This window comes from Bacillus safensis (assembly GCF_039619585.1).
Classification (GTDB): domain Bacteria; phylum Bacillota; class Bacilli; order Bacillales; family Bacillaceae; genus Bacillus; species Bacillus safensis.
Map to the genome: position 1 here is coordinate 3,310,037 of NZ_CP154909.1, position 16,522 is coordinate 3,326,558.

Here is a 16,522-nt window from a genome sequence, read left to right on the forward strand (position 1 = left end):
TACACCCCATTGCTTTCATTTTTCGCCATAAAAAGAGCTGTTGTTAAATAATTCTGTTTGATTTTCACATTTCCTTTATTTATAATAGTTTACTTTACGACATTTTCTGAGCATTTTTCCTAATATTCTCTTTATATTCTATTATAAAATGATCTGACCGAAGGAGGAAATGAGTCTTGTTAAAAATTTTTACGACCCAGTTATCAGGTATTTTTTCACGTATTGGAGAAAAACAGGCTGAAGCGATTGAGGACGGTGCACGCCTTCTTGCACAGGCTGTTGTCAGTGGACATGCCGTTTATTTTCACGGAAAGAATGAACTGGCTGCTGTCGCCCTAGAGGCATCTGAAAGCAAGGAGCCGTTTCCCGGTGCGAAGGTGCTGCCGCTCGATCAAAAGGAGCGCAGCTTACTTCATCCAAGTGACAGGGTGCTGCTATTTTATTCAGACCCAGAAGATCAAGAAATTCAATCTCTTGCAAAAGAACTGCACGAACAAGGTACGCCCGTTGTTGGTGTAGGGCCGGCACAAAAGGAGCCGTCTACGATTGAAGAGCATTGTGATGTCCACATTGATTTCCAGCTCAAGAAACCGCTTGTGCCCGCTGAAGATGGGACAAGGTTTGGTTATCCTGCTTTAATGACCTGCTTATACGTCTACCACGCTCTATCGTTTACTGTGAAGGAAATCGTTGAGGAATATGAATAAAAAAACTGCCGAGAAGTGATATTCTCGGCAGTTTTTTGTTTTATTTTGATTCAGATGCTTGGAGTGAAGCACCAACGAAATCTCTAAATAACGGCTGTGGTCTTGTTGGTCTTGAAACAAATTCTGGGTGGAACTGAGAAGCAAGGAACCAAGGGTGATCCTTCAGCTCAATAATTTCAACAAGACGTCCGTCTGGACTTGTACCTGAGAAGACAAAGCCTGCTGCTTCCATTTGCTGTCTGTATTCGTTATTAAACTCGTAGCGATGACGGTGGCGTTCGTAGACCACTTCGTCATTGTATGCAGCAAATGCTTTTGAGTCTTCATTTAATTTACAAGGGTATAGACCGAGACGAAGTGTTCCGCCTAGATCATCTACATCCTTCTGTTCTGGAAGAAGGTCAATGATTGGGAATGCTGTTTCAGGATCAATTTCCGCTGAATGAGCTCCCTCAAGGCCTAATACGTTTCTCGCGTATTCGATAGATGCCACTTGCATTCCTAAGCAGATTCCGAAGAATGGCACTTTGTTTTCACGGGCATATTGCGTAGCAATGATTTTCCCTTCTACTCCGCGGTCTCCGAAGCCTCCAGGAACAATAATACCGTCAACATCTTGTACGAAATCAGCGATATTCTCTGCTGTCACTTCTTCTGCATTGATCCATTTAATTTGAACATCTGCATCAAACGCATAACCAGCATGACGAAGTGATTCAACGACTGAAATATAAGCATCTTGCAGCTCAACATACTTCCCTACAAGACCAATTGTGACTTGTTTCGAAAGGTTTTGCACTTTATCAACAAGCGCTGTCCACTCTGTCATGTCCGCATCTTGGCAGTCAAGTTTCATATGTTCACATACTAGCTTGTCCAGCCCTTGTTTTTGTAAATCAAGCGGAATGGAGTATAGCGTGTCTGCATCCTGACATTCGATAACAGCTTTTGTATCAATATCACAGAATAGCGCAATTTTGTCTTTCATATCTTGCGTCATTGGCATTTCCGTTCTGACCACGATGACGTTTGGCTGAATACCAAGACTGCGAAGTTCTTTTACACTATGCTGTGTTGGTTTTGTTTTCAATTCACCCGCTGCACGGATGTAAGGAACAAGGGTACAATGAATGTACATCACGTTTTCACGGCCGATGTCACTCTTCATTTGACGAATGGCTTCAAGGAATGGAAGGGATTCGATATCTCCTACTGTCCCGCCGATTTCTGTAATGACCACATCTGCACCCGTTTCTTTTCCGGCACGGTACACGCGGTCTTTGATTTCATTTGTAATGTGGGGAATGACCTGTACTGTTCCACCTAAGTAATCACCGCGGCGCTCTTTCTTCAGAACAGTAGAATAGATTTTACCAGTTGTGACGTTGCTGTACTTGTTTAAGTTAATATCAATGAAACGCTCGTAGTGACCTAAGTCAAGGTCTGTTTCAGCACCATCATCTGTGACAAAAACCTCACCGTGCTGGTATGGACTCATTGTCCCTGGGTCTACGTTGATGTATGGATCGAATTTTTGAATGGTAACATCCATCCCTCTATTTTTCAGAAGGCGGCCTAACGATGCAGCCGTGATTCCTTTTCCAAGTGAGGAAACAACTCCTCCTGTTACAAAAATATACTTTGTCATTTCGTATGCTCCTCTCTTTTTTACCCTTGCATGTCTACACATGCACAGCTTCATCCTTTTTAGAGTGTATCCCTAAATCTCTTGAAAAATAAGAAAGCTCCCTTTCAAATAAATGAAAGGGAGCGTAAATGAACGTATCTTTACGTACTCTTTTTTAGAGAGCCCAAAATACATACTACATAGTTCGCTCTCGAAAGTCAAGACGGTTTTGTCCTGTTTTGAAGACCGGTTTGAGAGGGTTATTTGTCTTCCTCATCATCGTCTAAATCGTCTTCATCAATCTCCGTTAAGCCGTCATCATCTTCATCATCATCTTCGTCGAAGTCTTCAAGATCTTCTTCAATTTCTTCATCATCGTCTAGGTCGAGATCATCGTCGTCTTCAACAAGATCAAGATCTTCTTCAAGCTCGTCGATTTCTTCTTCCTCTTCGATCTCATCGAAGTCATCTTCAACGACAGCTGCTTTTGATTTTTTCTTTTTCGCTTTTGTTTTCACAGCTGGCTGAACTTCTTCTTCGATTTGATCAACTGGATACCAGCTGCGAAGTCCCCATCTCTGATCACCTAACGAAATAAAGCGGCCATCTATATTTAAGTCTGTATAAAATTGAGCAAGTCGATCATCAAGATCGGATTTTTGTATTCCTTGCAAACGGACAATTTCATCTATTAACTCGGAAAACGTAATTGGTGTTTTGCTGTCTCTGAAAATTTCATAAGCAAGTTCAACTAAAGACATTTGTTTGAGCTGTTCCTGTGAGTATTCTTTCAAACTCAAGGTCAGACACTCCCTTTCTATTACATGTATGTATCCATTTATCAGTGAAATAATAAGTACTTATACCTTATTCTTACGACAAACCATACCTCTCATTATAAACAAATTAGGGGAGTTTATGCCACCTTTATTGATGTTAATTTTTGATTTTTCTCACGAGTAGCGCCTTTTGGTCTTCCCCTGCGTGAAATTGGACTGTTTCTTGTATACGGCATGCTTTTGTTTGCTGTTCTATTCATTCTAAACGAAAAAATTGGAAAATTAGAGGCGGCACTGTTGAATGAATAAAATTTAGCTATCGTTTGAACAAAGTGATTGTCCATTCTTTATAAAACTTATAAAAAGGTACACGTCAATGGGTTAAGTTTACGTGTACCTATAACGGAAGCTTGTATTCAGTTCATCCTCTAATTATTATTCATTACAGTACAGCGACTATTTCTTTTCCTAGGGAAATTAAAGCATCTATAATAAATGGTGCCGCAAAGAGAATCGATGCTTTCCAATTCTCTTTTTTATATTGAAAAAAGAACAAGATCAACATTGCTCCTATAAGTGCCATGAAGATGTACAGCCATAAGCTATGTATTTGCAAGATCCCCATACATATTACATTAATAAACATAATGATAATTTTAGGAATCAGAGCATAAAACAAATGACTCTTAACCTCGGGAGCAAAGAGCATTAATAGGAATTTAGCGATGAGATATTGTACTAAGAGACTGATGGTGGTGAGAATTGTTGTAATGACAACAATTAGATTCAGCATCGTTTCATAGGACATATCCTCTAACAAAGCTCTTAAATCATCTAGTTTCGAAATGTAGCCATTCAATTCAATAGTAAAAGTAACGAAATAATAATTGGCCAGAATAAAAATGACCAATGATATCAGTGATGTCATTCTTGGACGTTGTTCCATAATAGCCTCCCATCTCCTATACTCATAATGCTTGAATGATCGTTTAAGCGCTTATTCACCATGCTATGGGAAACATAAATGATGGTGGAAATTTTTTCAATAGAAAGATTCACTAGCCTCTCAGATAGCATATCTATACTCTCTGAATCTAGAGATGACATGGTTTCATCAATTAGAATGGTTTTCCAATCTTTTACGAACAATAAAGATAATCCTACCTTCGCTTTCATACCTGTAGATGCTCTGCTATACGAACCATCTAGGTTACCATCAAAAAAATCATTCACAATACCCAATTGTTCTTCAGTCGGTACAATATGAAACGTATTCCACAGAATCTCTAGGTTTTCTCTAATTGTAAATGGGTGAATGCCAATTGGATCAACATTTAAATAAAGAGTCGATTCTTTGTTTATCTCAATATCTCCAGAGTATCTCTTATCTAGACCAGCTATCATTTTAAGGAGAGTGCTTTTACCTGCACCATTTCGCCCCACTAAATGAAAGAGACCTGATGGAACTGAAAAATTCACTTTATCTAGTATGATATTGTCTTTGAACTTCTTCGTACATTCTACAAATTCTAATCCCACTTGAATCCCCTTCTCTTTCATATAGAGTCTTCAATAAAACCATCTATGATTGTTAATGATAGAAAATAATAAAGAATCATACCCTTCAATAAAAGCAGCTATTATTAGGATGACTAACGATAGCAGATAATAAGGAATCATTTTTTTCATGACACCTAAAGCAGCTTTAATTGATTTCGTATAAATTAGTGTGAAAAGCACATACTGGCTTATTCCTTGATAAAACAACATATTCGGAAATTCTAATAGCCCATGAGGAATTAGTTTACCTAAAGCTTCTTGTGCTCCTAGCGTTCGAAAACCCATCGTAATGACGAAGGATGAACCTCCAAAATCCATTATTTGAAATATAGGCGACAACAAGAACCCCAGTAAGTACATGGCAAAGTTCGTTAAGTTATGTGTCAGGACTACAGACATAAATTCCTGGCCCGAACTTGGCGGTGCTGCTTCAAATAAATCTTTGTTGACTATATTCCCAAGATAAATCCCTGTACCTATCAGCAAAATACAGTAGATAGAGTAGTACCACAAAAAATATTTCAATCTTTTATGTATCATTTTCCTCCTCTTTTCATGAAGTGATTGTGAAAATTGTAATACATATGAGTAATAAAATCGGCAAGGATAGCTTCAGTAACTTATGTTCATAATCGTTGATTAATAGTTCTGTTTTTCTGAAATATACGACCCCAATAAAGATGATTAAAGGAAGCGATAACGTATTTTTTAGAATAATTGAGAAATCGGATGTGTTTATCATTACTCCGACAATTCCACACACACTGACAAAAATCAGTACAAGACATAGTAAATAAATCGTACTGGATTTAAATCTCTCGTACGGACTCACAATCAATGAAGCTTGCAGGGTCTCGACTCTTGCTTTATCAAGCACAATCTCTTCCTTTTTCGAACCTATTAGGATTTCTAAGATCGTGATAAAGTTTATATAGACCAAAATGAGTGCAGGCAGATTTTCTAGTTTCGTTAAGAAGGATTGAGCGAAATAAGTAAGCACTGATACTAATACGCCTATTAAGATCATTAATATCTTATTACTAGTGATATAAGATAAAAATAAATACAGAATATTTCCAGACCTATGTTGCTTATTCGCACTTTTTAGAAAGGAAAGTCCAGTTGTCAAAGGTATCCTATGAGAATTACTTATGTAAAAGTAAATAAGAAGAGCCTGTACTATTTGCAGTATCATCACTACTTCAAATACGGACGTTATGATATACCAAAATTGTAACAAAAGGAGTATTCTATTTATGATATTGAATAGACCAGACAATAATTGAGATGCAAAAGAAAGCATTACGACCACAAGAGCTAGTATCATAATGACATATTGTTTTTCTACTAGCAAAAAGGTTAAAGCGATGAAACAAGCAAAAAGTAATTGAACTGAATATCCTTTTTTTATCGTAAAGAATAAATGTTTCAACAACAATTGTTTAGAGATAAAGACCAAGCCTGGTTGCTGTCTTCTATACGGTAATACACAACGATTAATATTAGCTGTAGCTACAATATATATTGAAATAAAAATAAAGCTGTTTAGGTAAGTGCTGGGAATCTCATTCCGATAGAAAATCAAGGCTACCATAACAATGAAAGAAAAAAGAATCATCCCAATATAATTGAGATACCCCATTATACTTTGATCATATATTTTAAATAGCTTATTTATTTTATGCATAAGTCATTTTAAAAAGCAGCAGCCTTGGCTTTTCCTTGTTTTTTAAGTACAGCCAAAATAGCAGCAGCTACACCTGAACTAATGATCCCAACCCCAAAGAAAACGCCAACGCTCGTAATGACTGTCGCTACCGAAGAACCATTACTAACGACTAAAGATGCCATTGTACTTGCAAATAACAATAGTGAGATTAAGCCAAGTTTTTTTACTTTCATCATAAAATTACCTCCTAATTAATGTTTTATTACAATCCACAATGGGCATAAAACGTTAAATTAGCTTTTAAATCATTGTCTATTGAACGCCATTCCACCTGACTTTTGGAAAAAAAATCATCTCAATAAAGATTGAGATGATTTTTTTTTGAGATTAAAAAGCAGCAGCTTTTGCCTTTCCTTGCTTCTTAAGGATAGCTAAAATAGTAGCAGCTACACCTGAACTAATTGTTCCTACGCCAGTGAAAACACCAACGATTGTAATGACTGTCGCTACTGAGGACCAAGTATCTAAGAAATTAACTACTGTTGCCGCAGTTGCAGTACTAACACCAAGATTTGCTGCAATCAAAGAACCATTACCAATCACTAAAGCTACTAATGTTACCGCAAGAAGTGATAGCGATAATAAAGCATAAAACTTAGAATCTGTTGCTTTCGTCATAATATGACCTCCTTCGATTATTTACTACTTCTTTAGTCTAGCAAGAATTAAATTACATTTCAATATTTATTTGGAAAATTTGTAATATTTATTCAAGGTATTTATAATCACCTTTTATCAGAATTTACGTACATTTTCCATTTTTACAGGGCACTTATGTAATAGCATAAAATGCTCTGATTCCATATAATCTAGTCAGAATTTCTGATAATCACTGTCACACATTTCATATCTTCAGTGCTAATCTTAGAGACGGGTAAACTTTCATGATGACTTACTTAAGGAATATCACTTATATTTTTTTAAGAGATGATAGCTTTCTGCTTGTGGTTCTGCGATTATTACTGAGATATTCTTTAACAATCGGAACTCACTTTCGTTAAAGGCAGAGCCAAATTTCAAAAAAATCGCTGAAGATCATGTCATGGATGTAAAAGAGAGTTGATTTTATTTCGGATTCAAGAGAAATGAAATGATGTACAATCATACACATTGTCCTTATGGAGAAAAAAACCGTATCATGTATTTGGAATCGATTAATTTTTGGAAACATATCAGTTCCTAACATAGCTTTTGAAAAATTGTAACATATTAGAAAATGTGATAAACATACTATCCTCTAAAACACAACGTAAGTCCTTTTTTATTGGTGTCAAAAAAGAATAAAGTGGATTAAATTACCTAGTTAAAATGAATCAATTTCCTCAATACCAAAAAGTCGAGACACTCCTATTGAGCTGCCTCGACTTCGCTTTGATATCAAAATAGATACCTTTTATTCAAATCTTTATTTTTGAACGTATGACAAATCATACTAGCTACTTTCGCATTAAACATCTTTATAGTCATTTTTGTATTTTCTTTAATTACAGATAATCAGGCAAAAAAACTTTGTTCATTTATGTAGGTAGAATCATATTCATCATTTTAGAAATCCATTTAATTTAAAACACTTTCTACACACATTTATGAATGAGATGAATTTGTTATATATTTCTCAAGCATTTTAAGAGATGACTATCTCAATTTTTACTTATACTATATAATATTTCAAAAAATTAGATGGTGAAAACTAGAGTTTCTGAAGTAATGAAATGACTATTGCTATGGTCAATATAATACCTGCAAACATTAAAACAATTAATTTTCTACGGCTATTTTCTTTTTCATTGTGATCTTTCTTTGAAGACTTTGAAAGTTCTGCGGAAACCATGATCCATATCACTAAAGTTACAATTGCTAAGATGGTAGTAGTTGTGGTCATAATAACCTCCCATATTTATATTTCCTCAATTTTAACATAATGCCAATATAATATGGATCGAAACTGGAAATGATCTTAAATTCAGGAAAACCTGACTATTACCTTGTATGTAGGTAATAGCTATAAGATGAATGAAGTCTAATACTTTAGTAGTCATATTGACAATTCATATGTATCAATACTCACTACTTTATCAGTTACCAGTCACTCATACGTTAAAGCTCGTTCCCTGTTTCTGACATAATCCTAAGACAAAAAAGACCTTGGAGTATGCTAGTAATTAAACTTAATGAATCACACCCAAAAAACCACCTCACGTCAGGTGGTCTTTTTTGCTTCTACATATCTAGCAGTTTTCTTGAGATGACCAGGCGCTGGATTTCCTGAGTTCCTTCATAAATTTGAGTGATTTTCGCATCACGCATGTATCGTTCGACTGGGTAATCCTTTGTGTAGCCGTACCCGCCGAAGATTTGAACCGCTTCTGTCGTCACCTTCATCGCTGTATCACCAGCAAAGAGCTTGGACATGGCTGATTCCTTTCCATACGGGAGGCCTTTCGTTTCGAGCCATGCCGCCTGGTAAGTAAGCAGCCTTGATGCTTCAATCGCTGTTGCCATATCAGCCAGCTTAAAGGCGATCCCTTGCTGCTGAATGATTGGTTTGCCAAATTGTTTACGCTCCTTGGCATAATCAACCGCCGCATCAAGAGCGCCTTGCGCAATCCCAACCGCCTGTGCAGCAATGCCGTTTCTACCGCCATCGAGTGTCATCATGGCTATTTTGAAACCTTCTCCTTCTTGACCGAGCCGGTTCCTTTCATGAATTCGGCAATCTTCAAATCGAATTTCAGTTGTTGGCGAAGAACGTATGCCCAGTTTGCTTTCCTTTTTGCCAACGGAAAAACCAGGTGTCTCTTTTTCTACAATAAAAGCAGTTGTATTTCGAGACGAAGCTTCTTGGTCTGTTACGGCAAACACAATATAATAATCTGCAATGCCTCCATTTGTAATAAAAATTTTCGCCCCGTTCAGGACATATTCACTGCCTGCCTTGACGGCCGTTGTCTTCATCCCGCCTGCATCTGAACCAGAACCGCTCTCAGTGAGCGCATATGCTCCTATCTTCTGCCCTTCTGCAAGCGGCTTTAAGTAGTTCTCTTTTTGTTCCTTTGTTCCAAATGTATAGATTGGCCATGAAGCAAGAGATGTATGAGCGGACAGGGTGACACCTGTAGAGGCGCACACTCTTGAAAGCTCCTCAACTGCTATGACGTAGGCTAAATAGTCACTGCCGATTCCGCCCACGTCTTCCGGCCAAGGAATACCTGTTAAACCGAGCTCCGCCATTTTGCGAAAAATAGATGGATCATATGTCTCTGTTTCGTCTCGCTCTGCTGCTGTTGGCTCCACTTCATTTTTCGCAAAGTCTCTCACCATTTTTTGAATCATTTCATGTTCATCACTTAATTGGAACTGCATCGTGAGCCACCTCGTTTCATATTAGCTGTTTACAGATGACCAGCCTTTGAATTTCACTTGTTCCTTCATAGATTTCACAAATTTTCGCATCACGAAAGTAACGTTCTGCTTGATAGCGATTCGTATAACCATCCATGCCTAGCAAATGGATCGCTTCTGTACTGATCTCCACCGCCGTTTTTGACGCAAATAGCTTTGCCATTGATGCTTCCTTTGTGACCGGGTGATTTGCCTCTTTGAAAGAAGCCGCTTGATAGACAAGCAGTTTGGCCGCCTCAAGCTTCGCCGCCAAATCGCCCAGTCGAATGGTCGTTTCAAGACCTGCTGGATGCTTCTTTAAATAGACCACTGCCTCGGTTAAAGCGGCTTCTGCAATGCCAAGGCTTTGAGCCGCAATTCCGATTCTCCCTGCATTTAGGCTGGACATGGCAATTTGAAAGCCCTCTCCTTCTGCACCGAGCAGCTGATCTTTTGGAATCCGCACGCCATCAAAATGAAGCGTGACTGTTTTTGAACCGTGCAGTCCCATCTTTTTCTCATCTTTTCCAATCGTAAATCCCGGCGTATCTTTCTCGACAATGAACGCCGATATATTTTTTCTCGCAGAAGCCGGATTGGTCACTGCGAAAACAAGATACAGTTCTGCTTCCCCACCGCTTGTGATAAAGATTTTCGTCCCATTTAATACATAATCGCCGCCCATCCGCTCTGCTCTTAACTGAATACTGGAGGCATCTGATCCGGCCTTTGGTTCAGTCAGACAAAAGGCGCCCAGCTTCTCCCCGGATGCAAGCGGCGGCACATAAGTTTCTTTTTGTTCCTTCGTTCCAAAAGTCAAAATAGGCATCGTCACAACAGATGTATGAACGGACACAATGACACCGATGGTCGCACTCACTTTCGATAATTCATGGATTGCGATGATATACGTTGTAAAATCTGCTCCTAAGCCTTGATACGAAGCTGGTATTGGAATTCCTAGATAGCCTTGCCGTCCCATTTCACTTAAAAGGTTTTTTGGAAACCGGCCTTGTTCCATGGCTTCTACTTCAGGGAATATACGCTGGCGTGCAAATTCTGCTGTCTGTTCTCTCCAGAGACGCTGTTTATCCGTAAGCAAAACATCCATCTTGACTCCCCCTATGAGTGGTCGTGGTATGTGTAAAAACCTCTCTTTGTCTTTTTGCCCAGCCAGCCTGCATTCACGTATTTTTTCAAAAGAGGACAAGGCCGATATTTGCTGTCTCCAAGTCCCTCGTGAAGGGTATTCATAATAAATAAACATGTATCCAGTCCGATGAAATCAGCTAGACGAAGCGGCCCCATTGGATGATTCATCCCAAGTGTCATCACGTCATCAATGCTTTCTGCATCTGCTACGCCTTCATACAGGGTGTAAATGGCTTCATTGATCATTGGCATCAATATGCGATTTGATACAAACCCCGGGAAGTCTTCCACTTCAATTGGGGTTTTGTTTAATGTCTTCGCTGTTTCATAAACAACTTGATATGTGTCATCACTCGTTTGCAGTGCTCGAATGACTTCAACCAGTTTCATGACAGGAACCGGATTCATAAAATGCATGCCAATCACTTTCTCCGGTCTGCTCGTCACAGCTGCTAATTCTGTGATCGACAAGGAAGACGTGTTTGTCGCAAATATGGCCTCAGCCTCTGCAAATTGATCAAGTGTTTCAAAGATTTGTTTTTTCACACTCATTTGTTCTGATGCGGCTTCTATGACTAAATGAGCCTGTTGCATGTCTTTTAAATCTGTGGAAACGGCAAGCCGCTGCGTAATATCTCGGACTGCCTGATGTGCCAGCTTTCCTTTTTCTGCCCGCTTCGTCAGTTGTTTGGTCATGGAGGAAATCGCTCGATGAATCTGCTTTTCTGATACATCATGGAGCAGGACTGTATAGCCTGACTGAGCAAACACTTGGGCAATGCCTGATCCCATTTGACCAGCCCCAACGACCATAACGGTCTCTTCTATACTCATCAATAAACGCCTCCCTTTTCATCTACCTTTATCATGATGGCGTCTCCTTGCCCGCCTCCGCTGCAAATCGCCGAAATGCCAATGCCTCCGCCTCTTTGTCTTAATGCATGAATCAATGTCAATATGACGCGTGTTCCGCTTGCCCCAATCGGATGACCGAGTGCGACAGCCCCCCCGTTGATATTCATTTTCCGCCGGTCGATCCCGGTTATTTTTTCACATGCCAAAGCCACAGCTGAAAAGGCCTCATTGATTTCAAACAAATCAATATCCTCTAGGCGCTTTCCTGTTTTCTTTAAAAGCTTCTCGATGGCAAAGGCTGGTGTTTTCGGAAAATCCTTCGCCTCTACAGCAACCTGAGCATGACCGAGAACGACTGCCATTGGCTTTACGTCATGCCGTGCAGCATACGTGTCTTTCATTAAAAGGAGCGCACTTGCACCATCATTGACACCTGGTGCATTTCCAGCGGTGATGGTCCCCTTCTGATCAAAAACAGGCATGAGTTTAGACAGCCGTTCATATGACGTATCACGCCGCGGAGACTCATCTTCTGTGATCAGCCGTTCTCCCGTTTTTATTTTGACGGTGACGGGGGTGATTTCATGTTGAAAAAAGCCGTTTTTTTGCGCTTCGATGGCCCGTTCATGACTTCTGAGTGCCCACAGATCCTGCTCTTCCCGCGTGATGCCGAGCTCCTTTGCAGCCATACTTCCATACTCACCCATATGAACGCCTGTAAACGAACAGGTCAATCCATCTAAAATCATCGCATCTTGTACTGCAGCATCTCCCATTTTGTAGCCCCATCGCGCTTTTTTTAGCAGATAAGGAGCGTGAGACATAGATTCCATACCGCCCGCTGCGATGACCTCAGCATCTCCGGCTCGAATGCTTTGATCTGCTGCAGTCACACTGCGCATTCCGGATGCACAGACTTTATTGATGGTTTGTGTTGGAACAGACCAAGGAAGATCAGCATATCTTGCTGCTTGCCTTGAAGGAATCTGCCCTTGCCCTCCTTGTAACACACATCCCATGATGACCTCATCTATTTCATGAGAACCCGAAACTCTTTCCAGTGCAGCCTTGATCGCTATACCGCCTAGTTCTGCGGCAGTCAAACCACTGAGAGCACCGCCTAGTTTTCCAAATGGTGTTCTTGCTCCAGATACAATGACCGTCGTACTCATATATGCCCCTCCCCGTTTGTTACCGCTTACATATCATTTAGGCAGCTGATGAAACAGCGCCATGGATAAGCCGATGAACACCTATTCATCGGCCTGTCATGTTTACGACACCTGCTTTCCAGGCTCACCAAACACTGATTTTTCAAGAAGTTCGGCGACATCAAATGTGCCTACCTGCTCCTCTACTTCCTTCGCCTTCGTCCCATCTCCCAGCATCGTTAAGCAATAAGGACACCCTGAGCTGATGATGGACGGCTGTACCTGTAACGCCTGCTCCGTTCGTGCAGTGTTAATCCGGGTACCCGTCTCTTCTTCCATCCACATTAAGCCCCCGCCTGCTCCGCAGCACATACCAGTTTCACGATTGCGCTCCATTTCTTTCAGCGTCACACCAGGAATGGCTTTTAAAATGTCTCTTGGCGGGTCGTACACTTCATTATATCTGCCTAGGTAGCAAGAGTCGTGGAAGGTAATCACTTCGTTTACTTCATGTACAGGTGTTATTTTCCCTTCTTTCACTAACTCTGCCAGTAATTCTGTATGATGATACACTTCTGCCTCAAGCCCGAAGTCTGGATATTCATTTTTAAATAAGTTATAGGCGTGTGGATCAATCGTGACGATCTTTGTGACGCCGTTTTTCTGGAATTCTTCAATGTTTTTTGCAGCAAGCTCTTGGAATAAAAATTCGTTTCCGAGTCTTCTTGGTGTATCGCCTGAGTTTTTCTCTTTATTGCCTAGGATCGCAAAGGAGACCCCCGCTTCATTGAGTAGCTTCGCAAAGGCAAGCGCAATCTTTTGGCTTCGATTGTCATAAGCCCCCATTGAACCTACCCAGAATAAATAATCAAAGGTTTGCTCTGCTTTTTTCAGCTCTTTCACTGTCGGCACATGCACATCTTCTCTCAGTTCACGCCAATTTTCTCTTTCTTTCCGGTTCAGCCCCCACGGGTTCCCTTGGCGCTCAATGCTTGTCATGGCACGCTGTGCATCTGCGTCCATTTTTCCTTCCGTCAAGACAAGATATCTGCGCATATCAATAATCTTATCAACGTGTTCATTCATGACAGGGCATTGGTCTTCACAGTTTCGGCACGTCGTACATGCCCAGATTTCTTCTTCTGTAATGACCTCTCCAATAAGAGAAGGATGATATATCGAGCTGGCAGCCGACTCTTCCGCACCTGCTCCTCTCGCCTGCAATGCCAGCTGGTTTCCTGTTGTCTGCTTGAAGGCAAGCTGCGGGACCCAAGGTGTCTTTGATGTAATAGCGGCTCCTTTATTGGTTAAATGATCTCTTAACCTTAATATCAAATCCATCGGAGACAGCATCTTCCCTGTCCCTGTTGCCGGGCACATATTCGTGCAGCGCCCGCATTCCACACAAGCGTAAAGATCGATGAGCTGAGACTGACGGAAGTCTTCAATTTTTCCCACACCGAAGGTCTCTTGTGTCTCATCTTCAAAATCGATTTTTTGCAGTTTGCCTGGCGGGTCTAATCTGCTGACAAATACGTTCACAGGCCCTGCAATCAGATGGGCGTGCTTTGACTGCGGAACATATACTAAGAAGGTCAGCAAAATAAGAAGATGCACCCACCATGCGGCATAAAAAACAATCGCAGCCGCAAGAGGTGAAATTCCACCCAGCAAGAAAGCAATACCAGAAGCGATTGGCTCAGTTGGTGATAGAGAGTGTCCATGCCAGATGATGTTCATGCCGTTCCCAAGTAAGACTGTCAGCATTAAGCCGCCAATAAATAAGAGCACTAGACCCGATTTGAAGCCTCGTTTTAAACGGACAAGCTTCTCCACGTATCTTCTATGGAAAGCCCATACAACGGCCACTAAAATGAGAAGTGTGACCACCTCTTGGAAAAACGTAAAGACGCCGTACACCGGACCTAAAGGAAGCCCGCTGTCTGGAATAAGCCCCTTCAGAATAAAATCAAGGGCTCCGAACTGTACGAGGATAAATCCGTAGAAAAACAGCACATGAATGATGCCGCTCTTCTTGTCCTTTAACAGCTTCTTTTGCCCAAATACATTGACCCAAACACGCTCTAAACGTTTCTTCATGTCTTGTTGAAACTCTTCTTTTTTACCAAGACGAATATACGCCGCTCGTGTTCGAATGAGATAAACAAACAAATACACTGCGTAAGCGGTCACCGCCGCAAATGCGATCAAGTTGATGATTAAAAGGCTATTCATCTTGCTCCCCCTTTCATTCCCCAAAACCCACTTTGTTCCGTTTCCATGTTGTACCTCTATCATAAATAATGAATGAGTATTCAGTCAATATTTTTTACGCGTTTGGGTACACTATTGAAATATGCAAAAAAGGAGGAAGTTTCATGATCGCATTGATCATCCTACTCGTACTCATTGCCATCGTTTTGCTCGTGATGTTAGACCTTTATATGGGAAGGAAATATTTTTCTACTCACGCATTTGAACGGTCTTTTGACCAAACAAGCGGCGATGCTGCCTTTTATCATGATGGCGAACCATTTTTCGATCAGCTGCTTACCGATATACAGCAGGCCTCTTCTTCTATTCATATGATGTTCTTTATTGTAAAGAACGACAAGATTGGTCAAAGGGTCTTACAAGCATTGAAAGCCAAAGCGGAGCAAGGAGTTTCCGTCTTTTTGCTGACTGACCGATTAGGCTCTTATCCGTTTGATCAAAAGGCGATTGACATGCTAGAAAGAAGCGGCATTCAATTTTACTTTTTAAATAAGCCTCGTTTCCCTTTTTTGATTTACCGTCTAAACATGAGAAATCACCGTAAAATAACGGTGATTGATGGGAAAATTGGCTATATTGGCGGATTTAATATAGGTGATGAATATGTCGGGAAGAAAGGCCGATTTGGTATTTGGAAGGATTATCATTTGCGGATGACTGGACAGGTTGTCGCAGATCTCCAGCATGTGTTTCTGAATGATTTGTACCGTTCGTCTGGCATTCATCAGCTGCAATATGAGGTTTTCCCTGCATTGGAACCGGGAACATTACAATGCACAACACGCGCGACTGCTGGCTTTTCTTTAGAAGCTTTATTTCTCCAAGATATTCAGCAGGCGAGGAAACAGATCATCATCTGTACGCCTTATTTTATTCCATCAGCCCCTCTTCTGAAGGCGCTGCTTGATGCACGAAAGCGGGGCGTCACAGTTGAAATCATCATTCCAATGAAAGCGGATCATCCACTTGTCAAAGAGGCTGGCTTTCATTATTTGAAGGACCTCATTGCCTCTGGATGTCTTGTTTATCGTTTTTATAAAGGGTTTTATCATTCGAAAGCCATTTTGATAGATCACAGCCGCTGTATGATTAGTACCGCGAATTTTGATAAACGCAGCTTGTTTTTAAACGAAGAAGTAGATGTAGCCATTGATGATCCCGCTTTTACTGTACACGTAGAAGAAAAGATTCGGGAGCATATGGAGGTTTCTGAGATCCTGACAGAAGAAACATTGTCAAAGCGTCCGCTTTTCACTCGGCCGCTTGAGTGGGTTGCCGCCATGTTCTCTTATTTTTTATAAAGGAGA

Annotated in this window: 16 protein-coding genes; 2 read left to right on the forward strand and 14 right to left on the reverse strand. The window is 40.6% G+C overall.

The genetic code is table 11. The annotated features are described in order from the left end of the window. Window positions 1-176 precede the first annotated feature (176 nt). Window positions 177-707 (forward strand): DUF2529 domain-containing protein, encoded by a 531-nt coding sequence (locus tag AAYR28_RS17040; protein ID WP_046312941.1) that lies wholly within the window; start codon window positions 177-179, stop codon window positions 705-707. Between the two features lie 40 nt (window positions 708-747). Here AAYR28_RS17040 and pyrG read toward each other — a convergent pair whose 3' ends face one another. From pyrG to AAYR28_RS17110, 14 genes are all read right to left on the reverse strand, one after another. Continuing rightward, window positions 748-2,355 carry a glutamine hydrolyzing CTP synthase gene (pyrG, locus tag AAYR28_RS17045; protein ID WP_024423750.1) on the reverse strand — a complete coding sequence of 536 codons (1,608 nt, stop codon included), beginning with the start codon at window positions 2,353-2,355 and terminating at the stop codon, window positions 748-750. A gap of 239 nt (window positions 2,356-2,594) precedes the next feature. Further along, a complete protein-coding gene (gene rpoE, locus AAYR28_RS17050) occupies window positions 2,595-3,134 on the reverse strand; it encodes a DNA-directed RNA polymerase subunit delta (protein ID WP_024423751.1) in 540 nt (179 codons plus the stop codon). A gap of 421 nt (window positions 3,135-3,555) precedes the next feature. Continuing rightward, window positions 3,556-4,059, reverse strand: a complete 504-nt coding sequence (locus AAYR28_RS17055; protein ID WP_025093880.1) for a hypothetical protein — start codon at window positions 4,057-4,059, stop codon at window positions 3,556-3,558. Beyond that, window positions 4,038-4,652 (reverse strand): ATP-binding cassette domain-containing protein, encoded by a 615-nt coding sequence (locus AAYR28_RS17060; RefSeq protein ID WP_025093879.1) that lies wholly within the window; start codon window positions 4,650-4,652, stop codon window positions 4,038-4,040. Before AAYR28_RS17060 ends, AAYR28_RS17055 begins: the two co-directional genes overlap by 22 nt. Window positions 4,653-4,682: 30 nt before the next feature. Then, window positions 4,683-5,213 carry a stage II sporulation protein M gene (locus AAYR28_RS17065; protein WP_025093878.1) on the reverse strand — a complete coding sequence of 177 codons (531 nt, stop codon included), beginning with the start codon at window positions 5,211-5,213 and terminating at the stop codon, window positions 4,683-4,685. Window positions 5,214-5,226: 13 nt separating this feature from the next. Then, the gene (locus tag AAYR28_RS17070) at window positions 5,227-5,673 is read right to left on the reverse strand and encodes a hypothetical protein (protein ID WP_236626615.1); all 447 of its coding nucleotides are present in this window, start codon (window positions 5,671-5,673) and stop codon (window positions 5,227-5,229) included. Between the two features lie 695 nt (window positions 5,674-6,368). Then, complete coding sequence (locus AAYR28_RS17075; protein WP_025093876.1) at window positions 6,369-6,578, reverse strand: uberolysin/carnocyclin family circular bacteriocin; 210 nt, start codon at window positions 6,576-6,578, stop codon at window positions 6,369-6,371. 151 nt (window positions 6,579-6,729) lie between these two features. Then, window positions 6,730-7,020 (reverse strand): uberolysin/carnocyclin family circular bacteriocin, encoded by a 291-nt coding sequence (locus tag AAYR28_RS17080; RefSeq protein ID WP_025093875.1) that lies wholly within the window; start codon window positions 7,018-7,020, stop codon window positions 6,730-6,732. Between the two features lie 1,072 nt (window positions 7,021-8,092). Next, the gene (locus tag AAYR28_RS17085) at window positions 8,093-8,284 is read right to left on the reverse strand and encodes a hypothetical protein (protein ID WP_025093874.1); all 192 of its coding nucleotides are present in this window, start codon (window positions 8,282-8,284) and stop codon (window positions 8,093-8,095) included. 338 nt (window positions 8,285-8,622) lie between these two features. Continuing rightward, the gene (locus AAYR28_RS17090) at window positions 8,623-9,765 is read right to left on the reverse strand and encodes an acyl-CoA dehydrogenase (RefSeq protein ID WP_073207733.1); all 1,143 of its coding nucleotides are present in this window, start codon (window positions 9,763-9,765) and stop codon (window positions 8,623-8,625) included. A gap of 16 nt (window positions 9,766-9,781) precedes the next feature. Continuing rightward, the gene (locus tag AAYR28_RS17095) at window positions 9,782-10,894 is read right to left on the reverse strand and encodes an acyl-CoA dehydrogenase family protein (protein WP_120207870.1); all 1,113 of its coding nucleotides are present in this window, start codon (window positions 10,892-10,894) and stop codon (window positions 9,782-9,784) included. A gap of 11 nt (window positions 10,895-10,905) precedes the next feature. After that, window positions 10,906-11,769 carry a 3-hydroxybutyryl-CoA dehydrogenase gene (locus AAYR28_RS17100; protein ID WP_024423755.1) on the reverse strand — a complete coding sequence of 288 codons (864 nt, stop codon included), beginning with the start codon at window positions 11,767-11,769 and terminating at the stop codon, window positions 10,906-10,908. Continuing rightward, window positions 11,769-12,962 carry an acetyl-CoA C-acetyltransferase gene (locus AAYR28_RS17105; protein WP_120207872.1) on the reverse strand — a complete coding sequence of 398 codons (1,194 nt, stop codon included), beginning with the start codon at window positions 12,960-12,962 and terminating at the stop codon, window positions 11,769-11,771. Before AAYR28_RS17105 ends, AAYR28_RS17100 begins: the two co-directional genes overlap by 1 nt. Window positions 12,963-13,064: 102 nt before the next feature. Further along, the gene (locus tag AAYR28_RS17110) at window positions 13,065-15,176 is read right to left on the reverse strand and encodes a heterodisulfide reductase-related iron-sulfur binding cluster (RefSeq protein ID WP_024426357.1); all 2,112 of its coding nucleotides are present in this window, start codon (window positions 15,174-15,176) and stop codon (window positions 13,065-13,067) included. A gap of 143 nt (window positions 15,177-15,319) precedes the next feature. Between AAYR28_RS17110 and cls the strand changes: the two genes are divergently transcribed. Further along, complete coding sequence (cls, locus tag AAYR28_RS17115; protein WP_120207874.1) at window positions 15,320-16,516, forward strand: cardiolipin synthase; 1,197 nt, start codon at window positions 15,320-15,322, stop codon at window positions 16,514-16,516. Window positions 16,517-16,522 lie beyond the last annotated feature (6 nt).